Here is an 11,674-nt window from a genome sequence, read left to right as displayed (position 1 = left end):
GAGGCGGGGCCGGCCCGGTGCGTGCGGCAGGAGCCCCACCCGGGGCGGTCGGCTCGCCGGCGCACCCTGCTCCAGCGCCCGGACGGTGATGATGACCAAGGTGGGATACCTCCCCGACGAGACGAGCAGCTTCGTCGGGAGGCGGGCCGAACTGGCTCGCCTGGGAACCGCGTTGACCATCCGGCGGATGACCACCCTGATCGGCCCCGGCGGCGTCGGCAAGACCCGGCTCGCGCTCCGGGCCGCCCGCGCCGCCGCCGACCGCTACGCGGACGGCGCCTGGTGGGCCGACCTCTCCCCGCTCCCCGACGACGGGCTGCTGCTCCCCACCGTCTCGGACGCGGTCGGACTCGCCGACCACACCCTGCGGATGCCCGTCGAGGCGCTCTGCGAATGGCTCGGCGACAAACGCCTCCTGCTGGTCCTCGACTCCGCCGAACACCTCCGTGCCGCCTGCTCGCATCTGCTGGCGGAGATCCTGACCACCTCGCCCGGCCTGACCGTCCTGGTCACCAGCAGGCAGCCGCTCGGCACCCGGGGCGAGTACGTCGTCGAGGTGCCGCCGCTCCCGGTCGACGGCGCGCCCGACGCCCTCCAGCTCTTCGCCGACCGGTTGCGCGCCACCGACCCCGGGGCCGGCCTCGACGCCCCCGGCGACGAGGCGGCGGCCACCGAGATCTGCCGCCGCCTCGAAGGCATCCCGCTCGCCATCGAGCTGGCCGCCGCCGGCATCGGCCGGCACAGCGTGGCCCAGCTCGCCACCCGGATCGGCAGCCGCTTCGACGCCCGGAGCGCCGGCTTCGGAGCGCCCGGCCGGGGCGGCGGCCTCGCCCTCGCGTCCGGTTTCGGAGCGCCCGGTTTCGAAGCTCCGGGTTTCGGAGCCCCCGGTTTCGGGGCATCCGGCGTGGACGGCGCACCCGGGTTCGACGGGGCCGTCGGGTTCGAAGGGGATGCGGGCACGGCCCGCCTCGACCTCCTCGCCGACGCGACGGTGTGGCCCCGCCGCCACCGCACCCTGCGCACGGCCATCGGCTGGTCCCACGAGCTCTGCACCCCGCTGGAGCGCCTCCTGTGGGCCCGTCTCACCCCGCTGCGGACCGACTTCGACGAGGCGGTCGCCCGCGAGGTCTGCGCGGGCGGCCCGCTCACCCCGGGCGAGGTGGACCGGGCGCTCCAGGGCCTCGTCGCCCAGAGTGTCGTCCAACGCGACGGCGACCGCTACCGGATGCTCGACACCCTCCGCGAGTACGGCCGGATGTGGCTCACCGAGCTGGGCGAGGCCCGCGCCGCCGCCGACCGGCACGCGAGAAGCTTCCTCGGCCTCGCCCGCCGCGCCCACGACGGCTGGACCGGCCCGGACCAGGTGTCCTGGTACCACAAGGTGTCCGACACCCACCTCGACCTGTGCGCCGCCCTGGAACACCTGCTCGTCCACGACGTCGGCGGGGCCCAGGAGATGGCGGGCCGCGTCGGCTTCTTCTGGGCCTGCTGCGGCCACCTCACCGAGGCCCGGAACTACGCCCGGCGCGCCCTGGACGCGGGCCCCGTCGAAGGACCCCGCCGGACCAGGCTGCAATGGGTTCTCGGCGTCGCGGCCCTGCTCCAGGGCGACTTCGCGACCGCCGAGAAGTGCGGCGCGCTCTGCACGGCCGGCGCGCTGTTCGACCGGGACGACGAGGGCATGCTCGGCGCGGCCTATCTCTCCGGTCTCACCCAGCTGATGAACGGGGAGCCCGAGGCGGCGCTGGAAGCGGCCGGGCGGGTCCTGCGGATGACCGAGGGAGTGCCCGTGGACTCGGCCCACCGGCTGCGCTGCCACCTCATCACCGTCTTCGCGCTCACCGCGCTCGGCCGGCTCACCGAGTCCGAGGCAGCCGCCACCACACTGCGCCGGGCCTGCGAACGCGGCGGCGAACACTGGACCCGTTCCTACGCGGACTACCAACTCGCCCTCATCGCCCTGCTCCAGGGTCACCCCGAAGCCTCCGCCACGCACGCCCGGTCGATGCTCGCGGGCAAGCACCGGCTCCGCGACAGCTTCGGCATCGCGCTGGGGCTGGACATCCTGGCCGCCGCCATCGCCGCCCAGGGCGCGGGCGCGCAGGCCGCCCGGGTCTATGGCACCGGACACGCGTACTGGCGCATGGTCGGCCATCCCCAGCGCGGCACGCCCGAGCTGGGGCCGGTCCGCGAGAGGTGCGAGCTCCAGGCGCGGGCGGCCGTCGGCGACGAGGCCTACCAGCGCGCCTTCGAGCGCGGCCAGTCGGACAACGCGGAGGTCGGTCTCGCCGCTGCCCTCCGCACCGAGCTACAGCTCTGACCTGGGCGTGAACGGGACCGGTGCACGGATGGAGCCCCGGACTACCCACACCTGGGCCAAGTGGGTAAGGTTAGGCATACCTAAGTAGCTGCTTGGGTTCCGCTGACCCTTCCTGGAGAACTCGGATGCGTCTTTCCCGCCCCCGCGCCTCGCAGCCGACCCGCGCCGAGCGCGTCCGGTCGATCCTGACCGTCGCCCACTCCATGACCGTGGTCAGCGACGGACTGCACACCGAAGTCCGCCGCCTCGACGGCACGGGCGCGATGGGCCATATCCACCTGCACGCCCCGAACGACGGCGGCCACGCGCCGAGCGCCGAACGCGTCCCGGCCCGACTGGAGTTCACGGACATCGCCCCCACCCCCGTACGCGACCGGCTGCGCGCCCGCGTCACGGTCACCGGGCTGCTGGCCGCCCCGTACGCCACCGACACCGAGCAGAGCACCTGCATGGAGTTCGGGCAGGCCGTCCTGGAGGACGCCGAGGGACGCGCCTTCATCACCCTGGAGGAGCTCGAAGAGGTGGAGACCGACCCGATCGCCGCCTGCGAGGCGGGCATGCTCACCCATCTGGTGGACGACCACGCCGAACTCGTCCCCCTGCTCCTGCGCCTCGTCCACCCCCGCCCGGAGCGCGGCATGACACGGGCCGTGCCGCTGGCGATGGACCGCTTCGGGGTGACCCTGCGGCTCGAATACCCCAGCACCCACGAGGACGTGCGGCTGCCGTTCCCTCGCCCGGTCACCGAGATCGACCAGGCGGGCCCGCAGATCCACGCCCTGCTGGCCGCCGCCCGTCGCGTCTCCCACCGCAACGGCCTGCCGGCCTGAGGGCTGTCCCGGGAATCAGTGCGGCAGCCGCTGCGCGGGCACGGCGGGCACGTCCGGGGCGAACGCGGAGAGCCGGGCGAGCAACTCCCCGAACGGGCCGTCCGCCGGCTCCTGGGACAGCACCCGCAGCACGATGCCCGCCATCTCCTGGTCGTACGCGGCGCTGACCGCGGCGAGCGCCGCGAAGTCGTGCACCAGCTGCGTCTCCAGCTCGGCGCGCGGGATGCGCCGCCCGTCCAGCCAGATCAGCGCCGTCGACTCGGCGAGCGAGACCCAGGAACGGACCACCAGCTCCAGCCGGGCCGGTGGTTCGGTCACTCCGAGGTGCGTGATGATCTGCTCGTACGCGGCCTGCCGCACCCCGTCGATCATGGCGTTCGCGGTCGAGGAACCGACCGCGGGCCCGCCCCGCATCAGCGCCGAGAAGCCGGGGCCGTGCTCGTCGACGAAGTCGAAGAACCGCCCCATCACCCGGAGCAGCCGCGCGCCCAGGGGCCCCTCCGGAGGCTCCAGGAAGCGCGCCGCCAACTCGTCCGCGGCCCGCCGCAGCGCCGCCTCGTACAGGCTCTGCTTCCCGGGGAAGTAGTGGTACACCAGCGGACGGGAGATGCCCGCGGCCGCGGCGATCTCGTCGATCGACACTTCCTCGGGTGAGCGGCGGCTGAACAAGTCCAGCGCGACGCCGATCAGTTGCTGTCTGCGCTCGTCGACGCCCATCCTGCGCCGCACCCCGGTCGTCATACGGACAGCCTATCCGGGGTGTGCGCGTACGCCCCCTCCCTCTCCCCTCAGCCGCCGACGGAGCCGAGCAACCACTCCGTCGCCAGTTCGTGGATGTCGACCCGGCTGCGATCGCCGTGCTCGGCGAACATGAACCGGTAGGCCGCCGCGCCGAAGGAGGTCAGTACGTGACGTCGCCGTAGCCGTTCAGAGGTCCAGGACGAGACGCCCGCCCCGGCAGCGCGAGACGCAGATCAGCATCGAGTCGCCCCGCTCGTCGTCGGTCAGCAGATCGTCCCGGTGATCGATCTCGCCCTCCAGGACCCGCTGTTGGCAGGTCCCGCAGAACCCCTGCTCGCAGGAGTACGCGACATGGGGCGCCGCCGTGCGGACAGCGGCCAGCACCGACTGCCCGGCCGCGACCGGCACCGTGCGCCCGCTGCGCCGCAACTCCACCTCGAACGCCCCGGAACCCGGGCCCGCCGCGCCCTCCGTCGCGGCCGAGAACCGCTCCAGATGCAGCGGGAGCCCCTCCGGGAGCGCGGCGGTCACGGCTTCCATCAGCGGCTCGGGCCCGCAGCAGTAGACCGCCGTGCCCGGGGCGAGACCGCCGAGCGCCGCCGCGACGTCCGGGTGGCCCGCCTCGTCCTGGGCGACGACCGTGACCCGGTCCCCGTCCGCGCCGAGCCTCTCGATCTCCGCCAGGAACGGCATCGACCCCCGCGACCGGCCCCCGTACAGCAGCCGCCAGTCGGCCCCCGACGCGGCCAGCGACCGCAGCATCGGCCATACCGGGGTGATCCCGATGCCGCCGACGACGAAGACGTAAGCCCTGGCCTCGGCCAGCGGGAAACGGTTGCGCGGCCCGCGCACCTCGATCTCCAGGCCCTCCCGGAGCTGCTCGTGCACCTCCCGCGAACCGCCCCGGCCGTCCTCCACCAGCCGGGCCGCCACCGTGTACGCGCCGGTGTCCTCCGGGTCGCCGCACAGTGAGTACTGCCGCACCAGGCCGGACGGCAGCACCAGGTCCAGATGGGCCCCCGGTTCCCAGCGCGGCAGACCGGCCCCCTCCAGCCGGAGCTGGACGACACCGTCGGCGACCTCGCTCCGCCGGGTGATCAGCAGCCGACGCACCGAGGTCGCGCGCCGCTTGGAGTGGCCCGAGATCGGCTCGGGCAGGGCGGGCAGCGGCCACAGCGGGGACCGGGCGATCCGGCGTTTCAGGGCGCGCCGGGTGAGCAGGGCGACGCCGGAGACGAGCACGACGGTGCGCAGACGGGGCAGGGCCATGGTTCAGGACCTTCCCGTCGTGGCGGTCGTGGCGGTCGTGGCGGTCGTGGCGGTCTCGGCGGTGAGCGCGGCGAGCGCGGCGGGGGAGTGGGCGAGGTAGTCGACGGCCTGGGCCGTACTGCCCTCCCGCGACGGGTGGTACGACCGGCTGAGATAGCTCGGCACGGACCGCAGGATCGCGCCCGTACTGGGCAGCGTGCCCTGCTTTCCGCTTGCGTGGAACGCCTTGAACGAGGCCTTGCCGCCCAGCAGCGTGGGGTCGTTCTCCATGAAGAAGCGGGCGCCGCGCTGCCAGAGGAACACCAGCGCGGAGAACGCCGCCGCCCAGGTGCGCACCCGCCGCCGGTAGCCGCCGTCCACGTGCAGGAAGACGTCGAAGGCCACCGACCGGTGCTCGACCTCCTCCGCCCCGTGCCAGCGCAGCAGATCGAGCATCGTCGGATCCGCTCCCCGGCGGTCCAGGGCGTCGGCGTTGAGGATCCAGTCGCCGAGGAACGCGGTGTAGTGCTCGATCGCCGCGATCGTCGCCACCCGCTCCATCAGCCACCACTTCGAGGCCCGCCCCGGCGGCAGCGTCCGGTCTCCGAGCAGCTTCTCGAAGAACCAGTCGACCTGCGCGGTGTACGGGGTCGGATCGAGGCCCAACTCCCGCAGGTGCGGCAGCACATCGTCGTGGGCCTGGGAGTGCACGGCCTCCTGGCCGATGAACCCGATGACGTCCTCGCGCAGTCGGTCGTCGTGTATGTACGGGAGTATCTGGCGATAGACGTGGATGAACCAGCGCTCCCCGGCCGGGAGCAGCAGGTGGAGCACGTTGATGGTGTGTGTGGTGAACGGGTCGCCCGGCACCCAGTGCAAGGGGGTCTTCTCCCAGGCGAAGGACACCTTGCGGGCCTTGAGGGGCGTCCGCTCCGACGCGACCGCCGCTGGCTGCGTGTTAGACATGGCGTCAATGTACTGACGGGTACGCGGGGCGACCAGAGGCGTGCAGGGATTTCCCTGTCGTTCTGCCAGGCCCCACGCGATGATTGCTTGTATGACGAAACCTGTGCAGGCCCGGTCCTTCGACGCCATCGCCGCCGACTACGACGCGCACCGCCCCTCCTATCCGTCCGCCCTGTTCGACGCCGTCGAGGAGCTGGCAGGACTGTCGCTCGCCGGAGCCCGGGTCGCGGACGTCGGAGCGGGGACCGGTCTCGGCACGGCACGGCTGTACGAGCGCGGCGCCCGGGTCACGGCGGTGGAGCCGGGCGACGGGATGGCCGAGCAGTTCCACCGCAGCCTGCCGGACGTGCCGCTGGTCCGGGGCGACGGGAACAACCTGCCGCTGCGGACCGGCTCCATGGACCTGATCACGTACGCCCAGGCCTGGCACTGGACCGACCCGGCACGCTCGATACCCGAGGCCCGCCGGGTACTGCGCCCGGGCGGGGCGCTGGCCCTCTGGTGGAACGACGGCGACCCGTCCGTGGAATGGCTCGTCGAGCAGGAGAACCGGATGCGGGTCTTCTTCGGGGTGGAGGTTCCCCCCGCCCCGTCCCACGAGGCCCGCTTCCGGGCCGAACTGCCCGACGGGCTCGACTTCCGCATCCGGCAGGTGGCGTGGAGCCGCCGTGTACCGGTCGACGCCCATATCGCCACCCTGGCCACCCACTCCGACTTCCTGATCGGCGACCCGGTCGAGGTCCGCGACTTCTTCGACCGGGAACGGGCCCTGCTCACCGCCCTGTTCCCGGACGGCGAGGTGGAGGATGCCTACGTCGTGAGTCTTGCCGTAGCTCACCCCTGAGCCCGTCCCGGGTGCGGGGCGGGCGGCCGACTCTCAGGCGAAGGCGGCCAGGGGGGCGTCCACCGGGGCTCCGGTGAGCCGGTTGGCCAGGGTCGACAGGGTGTACGCGCCGATCCCCAGGACCACTTCGAGGGCGTTCTGCTCGGTGTAGCCGTACGCCAGGAAGTCCCGCAGCGTGACGTCGTCCACCGCGCCCGCCGAGGCGGGCACCGACAAGGTGAACCGCCGCACGGCTTCGAGGCGTTCGTCCGGAAGCGGAGCCCCGCCCCGGCCGCGCACCCCGGCCGCGCACCCCGGTCACGCGCGACGGTCAGCCGTGGTCCAGATACGCCAGCACCGCCAGCACCCGGCGGTTGTCGTCGTCCGACGGGGGCAGGTCGAGCTTGCCGAAGATGTTCGACGTGTGCTTGGCCACCGCCCGCTCCGTGATCACCAGCTGCGAGGCGATGGCGGCGTTGGAGCGGCCCTGGGCCACCAGCTCCATCACCTCCCGCTCGCGCGGGGTGAGGCCGCCCATCGGTTTGTCCTGCGAACGACGCGACAGGAGCTGGGAGATGACCTGCGGGTCCATCGCCGTGCCGCCCGCCGCCACCCGCCGTACCGCGTCGATGAACTGGTCCGCGTCGAAGACGCGGTCCTTCAGCAGATAGCCGATGCCGCCTTCGCCGTCCGCCAGCAACTCCCGTGCGTACAACTGCTCCACGTGCTGCGAGAGCACCAGCACCGGAAGCCCCGGCCGCGCCCGGCGGGCGGCCAGGGCGCACTGGAGGCCCTCGTCGGTGTGGGACGGCGGGAGCCGGACGTCGACGACGGCGACGTCCGGCTCCAACTCGGCCAGGGCCTTGGTCAGTTCGGGCCCGGTCTCCACAGCCGCGGCGATCTCGAAGTCGTACGCCTCCAGCATGCGCACCAGGCCGTCGCGCAGCAGGAAGAGATCTTCGGCTAGGACAACTCGCAAGGAATCTCCATGGTCACCATGGTGGGACCGCCCGCGGGACTGCTGACGGCCAGGACGCCGTCGAATGTACCCAGTCGCCGTTCGATTCCGCTCAGCCCCGAGCCCGGTCCGACGACTGCACCGCCCCTGCCGTCGTCCGTCACGGAGATCCGGAGCATCCCCTCCGCATGGTGCACGTCCACGTAGATCCGCTCCGCCCCCGCGTGCTTCACCGTGTTCGTCAGGGCCTCGCTGACCGCGAAGTACGCCGCCGACTCCACCGGGGCCTCCGCCCGCCCCGGCAGCTCCACCGTCACCTCGGAGGCGACCGGCAGCCGCAGGGCCAGCGCCCGGACCGCGTCGCCGAGGCCCCGCTCCGCGAGAACCGGCGGGTGGATGCCCCGGACCAGGTCCCGCAGTTCGGTCAGCGCCTCCGCCGAGGACTCCCGGGCCATCGCCAGCATCTTCTTCGCCTGCGCCGGGTCCTTCTCGATCAGCGCCTCGATCGTGCCCAGGTTCATGCCCATCGCGACCAGCCGGGCCTGCGCCCCGTCGTGCAGGTCCCGCTCGATGCGGCGCAGCTCGGACGCGGCGGTGTCCACGGCCTCGTGCCGGGTCTCGGTGAGCCGCTGGACGCGCTGCTCCAGCTCCTGGTCCTGGGTGGGCGCCAGCAGCGTCCGGGCGAGCACGAAGTGCAGCCGCAGCAGCGGCCGGCTCGCCCACAGCCCGACGTGGAAGAGCACGATTCCCAGCGCCAGGGCCGCGAACCCCGTCGCCTGGCTGTCCACCGGCACGAAGCCGTACCAGTACGGATCGTCCCGGAACACCCGCCACAGGCCCGCCGCCAGGACCAGCCCCTCGACGGGGTAGATCATCAGGGCCGCCGCCAGGACCGCCACCACCGTGCCCGCCGTCATGTCGACCAGCAGCCACTGGAGGTCCCGCCAGGTCGCCGGGTCCTTCAGCATCAGCGTGGTGCGCTCCACCTGACCCGTCACGCCCGACCGCAGGTCCTTCGGCAGGGGCCGGTACAGGACCGGAATCCGTACGTCCGACCAGGTCACCGCCCACAGCCGCCGCTGGTTGGCGTGTCTGCGGACCGCCTCCAGCACCACCGGGGTGGTGAACACGCCGATGCCCAGCAGGATGAAGGCGATCGAGAGCACCGCGAGCACGAACAGAGTGATGGACGCCGCCAGGCCGACCACCGACAGGAACAGTCCGCGCCCCGCCGCCAGCGCCGCCGGCCGCAGCCGTCCAGAGAACACCTTCATCGCGGGTCCCGCCCCCTCACCGGAGCCGGGCAGGTCCCGGTCCGGGTGCCAGTCTCACCCGGCGTCGTCCCGTCGCGTCAGCCGGTCCGCCACCCGGAGGGGGTGTACCTGGCACCACCCCCGCACCCGCCCCCTACGCCTCCGTGACCGGGGGCCCCGACGGCTGGGGCGGACCGCGCCCGATCCCTAGATTCGAAGCGTCCCGATCACCTACCTGACGCTTACCTCCGGGGGAGAAACCGCATGAGGCGCAATCTCGCCGCACGCATCGGCGTGTGGAGCACGCACCACCGCAAGACGGCGGTATTCGGCTGGCTGCTCTTCGTCGTGCTCGCCACGGGCGTCGGCGGGGCCACCGGCATGGTCGAGATGACCAACGCTGAGAACGGCGCGGGCGAGTCCGCCCGCGCCGAGCAGATCCTCCTCGACGCCGGACTCGACAAGCCCGCGGGCGAACTCGTCATGGTCTCCGCCCCCGCGGCGGGGGACTGGAAGCCGGCCGCCGAGGCCCTCACCGACGCCGTACGGCAGACCGGCGAAGCACAGAACATCGCCCCGCCCGTCGCCTCCGAGGACGGCAAGGAGGCCCTGATCGCCTTCGAGATGAAGGGCGAGGCCGCCACCTCCTCCGACCGGGTCCAGCCCGTCCTGGACGCGGTCGCCGCCGTGGGCGAGGACCACCCGGACACCGAGATCCACCAGTTCGGCGAGGCCAGCGCGGGCAAGTGGCTCGGCGACCTGCTGGCCGAGGACTTCAAGAAGGCCGAGTTCACCGCCGTACCGCTGGCCCTCGGCATCCTCCTCGTCGCCTTCGGCGCGGTCGTCGCCGCCCTGCTCCCGGTCGGGCTCGCCCTCACCGCGTGCATGGCCGCCTTCGGCCTCCTGTCCATCGCCAGCCACCAGCTGCACCTGTTCCAGACCACCTACTCGGTGATGTTCCTGATGGGCTTCGCCGTCGGCGTCGACTACTGCCTCTTCTACCTGCGCCGCGAACGCGACGAACGCGCCGCCGGACGGGACGCCGAGACCGCCCTGCGCATCGCGGCCGCCACCAGCGGCCGGGCGGTACTCGTCTCCGGCCTCACCGTGATGGTCGCGATGGGCGGCATGTTCCTCTCCGGGCTCCTGCTGTTCAAGGGGTTCGCGCTCGCCACGATCATCGTCGTCTTCATCGCCATGCTCGGCTCGGTCACCGTCCTGCCCGCCCTGCTCTCCTGGCTCGGCGACCGCATCGACGCCGGCCGCATCCCGCTGCTCAACCGCCGCGCCAAGCACGGCCAGGCCGGCAGCGGCCGGATCGTCGGCCGGGTGCTGGGCCCCGTACTCGCCCGGCCCCGCACCTTCGCCGTCGCCGCCGTCGTCCTGCTCCTCGCGCTCGCCGCGCCCGCCCTCGGCATGAAGACCGAATCCCTCGGCCTGGAGCAGCAGTTCGGCTCCGACTCGCAGCTCTCCATCGCCCACAGCCGCATCACCGACAGCTTCCCCGGCGGCCCCGCCCCCGCCCTCGTCGTCGTCACCGCGCCCGACATCACCGCCCCGCAGGTCACCAAGGCCCTCGACGGCTTCGAGGACGTCACCGTCCACGGGGACAAGAACGTCGCCGAGATCGAGATCCCCCTCCCGGGCGGCACCGGCGACCTCACCGAACTGCGCGCGAAGCGCCTGCCCGCCGCGTTCGACTCCACCGGGGCGAAGGCCCACGTCACCGGGGAGACCGCCGGATCGGTCGACTTCAACGACCAACTCCGGCGCGGTATCGTCCCGGTCTTCGCCTTCATCACCGCGGTCACCTTCCTGCTGATGCTGTTCTGCTTCCGCAGCTACGTCATCGCCCTGACGTCCATCGCGCTCAACCTGCTCTCGGTGGCCGCCTCCTACGGCGTGATGACCGCCGTCTTCCAGCACGGCTGGGGCGCGTCGCTCATCGGCTCGGAGGGGGTCGGGGCGATCGAGGCGTGGATGCCGCTGTTCGTCCTCGTCGTCCTGTTCGGCCTGTCCATGGACTACCACGTGTTCGTCGTCTCCCGGATCAGGGAGGCGCGCGGCGGTGGCCTCGACAACCGGGCCGCGATCGAGACCGGCATCCGGCGCACGGCCGGGGCGGTCACCGGAGCGGCGGCCATCATGGTCGCGGTGTTCGCGGTGTTCGGCACCCTGTCCATGCAGGACATGCAGCAGATGGGCGTCGGCCTCGCCGTCGCGGTGCTGCTGGACGCCACCGTCGTACGGATGGTGCTGCTGCCCTCCGTGATGCTGCTTCTGGGCGAGCGCAACTGGCGTACGCCGCGCCTCCTCTCGCGCCTGCCGAGCCTGGAGGAGGAGAACCATGAGGGATACGACGAGCCGGCGGGCCCGGTGAGCACCCCCGGCCCGGTGAGCGCCACCGCCCCGGCGGCCCGGTGAGCATCACCGCCCCGGCGGGCCGGTGAGCATTACCGCTCCGGCGGGCCGGCAGCGCTGAGACGCCCGGACGGCCCCGGACCACGGTGAGGAGGAACCGTGGTCCGGGGCCGT

The 11,674-nt window shown here is 72.8% G+C and carries 9 protein-coding genes and 1 pseudogene; 4 read left to right on the top strand and 6 right to left on the bottom strand.

Translation table 11 applies throughout. The features are described 5' to 3' along the window. Positions 1-88 precede the first annotated feature (88 nt). Positions 89-2,320: a hypothetical protein gene (locus tag D581_RS0115570; protein ID WP_051114587.1), complete on the top strand. Its 2,232-nt coding sequence runs from the start codon at positions 89-91 to the stop codon at positions 2,318-2,320. 125 nt (positions 2,321-2,445) lie between these two features. Further along, positions 2,446-3,150, top strand: coding sequence for a DUF2470 domain-containing protein (locus D581_RS0115565; protein WP_018958146.1), 705 nt, complete (start codon positions 2,446-2,448; stop codon positions 3,148-3,150). A 15-nt stretch (positions 3,151-3,165) separates the two neighbouring features. Here the strand turns inward: D581_RS0115565 and D581_RS0115560 are convergent, their stop codons facing one another. The 3 genes from D581_RS0115560 to D581_RS0115545 form a co-directional block, all read right to left on the bottom strand. Further along, on the bottom strand, positions 3,166-3,891 hold the full coding sequence (locus tag D581_RS0115560; RefSeq protein WP_018958145.1) for a TetR/AcrR family transcriptional regulator: 726 nt from the start codon (positions 3,889-3,891) through the stop codon (positions 3,166-3,168). A gap of 186 nt (positions 3,892-4,077) precedes the next feature. Further along, complete coding sequence (locus tag D581_RS0115550) at positions 4,078-5,160, bottom strand: PDR/VanB family oxidoreductase (RefSeq protein ID WP_018958144.1); 1,083 nt, start codon at positions 5,158-5,160, stop codon at positions 4,078-4,080. 3 nt (positions 5,161-5,163) lie between these two features. After that, the gene (locus D581_RS0115545; protein ID WP_026290544.1) at positions 5,164-6,105 is read right to left on the bottom strand and encodes a metal-dependent hydrolase; all 942 of its coding nucleotides are present in this window, start codon (positions 6,103-6,105) and stop codon (positions 5,164-5,166) included. Between the two features lie 91 nt (positions 6,106-6,196). Here D581_RS0115545 and D581_RS0115540 point away from each other — a divergent pair, with 91 nt between their 5' ends. Beyond that, on the top strand, positions 6,197-6,949 hold the full coding sequence (locus D581_RS0115540) for a class I SAM-dependent methyltransferase (RefSeq protein ID WP_026290543.1): 753 nt from the start codon (positions 6,197-6,199) through the stop codon (positions 6,947-6,949). A 33-nt stretch (positions 6,950-6,982) separates the two neighbouring features. Here D581_RS0115540 and D581_RS01000000137275 read toward each other — a convergent pair. The 3 genes and pseudogenes from D581_RS01000000137275 to D581_RS0115525 form a co-directional block, all read right to left on the bottom strand. Continuing rightward, positions 6,983-7,219, bottom strand: a pseudogene (locus tag D581_RS01000000137275) (carboxymuconolactone decarboxylase family protein); the annotation flags it as partial. Positions 7,220-7,259: 40 nt separating this feature from the next. Beyond that, positions 7,260-7,907 (bottom strand): LuxR C-terminal-related transcriptional regulator, encoded by a 648-nt coding sequence (locus D581_RS0115530; RefSeq protein WP_026290542.1) that lies wholly within the window; start codon positions 7,905-7,907, stop codon positions 7,260-7,262. Further along, positions 7,892-9,160: a sensor histidine kinase gene (locus D581_RS0115525; RefSeq protein WP_018958138.1), complete on the bottom strand. Its 1,269-nt coding sequence runs from the start codon at positions 9,158-9,160 to the stop codon at positions 7,892-7,894. Before D581_RS0115525 ends, D581_RS0115530 begins: the two co-directional genes overlap by 16 nt. Positions 9,161-9,403: 243 nt before the next feature. On the opposite strand from D581_RS0115525, the gene D581_RS0115520 reads away from it, so the two are divergent. Then, the gene (locus D581_RS0115520) at positions 9,404-11,563 is read left to right on the top strand and encodes an MMPL family transporter (RefSeq protein WP_018958137.1); all 2,160 of its coding nucleotides are present in this window, start codon (positions 9,404-9,406) and stop codon (positions 11,561-11,563) included. Positions 11,564-11,674 lie beyond the last annotated feature (111 nt).

The sequence above is a fragment of the Streptomyces sp. CNB091 genome (genome assembly GCF_000377965.1).
The sequence above is the reverse complement of the archived record's forward strand: the minus strand, read 5'-3'. Positions and strand labels throughout refer to the sequence as shown.

Excerpts from the sequence above, each read along its gene's own strand:
- D581_RS0115570 (WP_051114587.1), top strand. The coding sequence starts at position 89 with ATGATGACCAAGGTGGGATACCTCCCCGACGAGACGAGCAGCTTCGTC.
- D581_RS0115565 (WP_018958146.1), top strand. The coding sequence starts at position 2,446 with ATGCGTCTTTCCCGCCCCCGCGCCTCGCAGCCGACCCGCGCCGAGCGC.
- D581_RS0115560 (WP_018958145.1), bottom strand. The coding sequence starts at position 3,891 with ATGACGACCGGGGTGCGGCGCAGGATGGGCGTCGACGAGCGCAGACAG.
- D581_RS0115550 (WP_018958144.1), bottom strand. The coding sequence starts at position 5,160 with ATGGCCCTGCCCCGTCTGCGCACCGTCGTGCTCGTCTCCGGCGTCGCC.
- D581_RS0115545 (WP_026290544.1), bottom strand. The coding sequence starts at position 6,105 with ATGTCTAACACGCAGCCAGCGGCGGTCGCGTCGGAGCGGACGCCCCTC.
- D581_RS0115540 (WP_026290543.1), top strand. The coding sequence starts at position 6,197 with ATGACGAAACCTGTGCAGGCCCGGTCCTTCGACGCCATCGCCGCCGAC.
- D581_RS0115525 (WP_018958138.1), bottom strand. The coding sequence starts at position 9,160 with ATGAAGGTGTTCTCTGGACGGCTGCGGCCGGCGGCGCTGGCGGCGGGG.
- D581_RS0115520 (WP_018958137.1), top strand. The coding sequence starts at position 9,404 with ATGAGGCGCAATCTCGCCGCACGCATCGGCGTGTGGAGCACGCACCAC.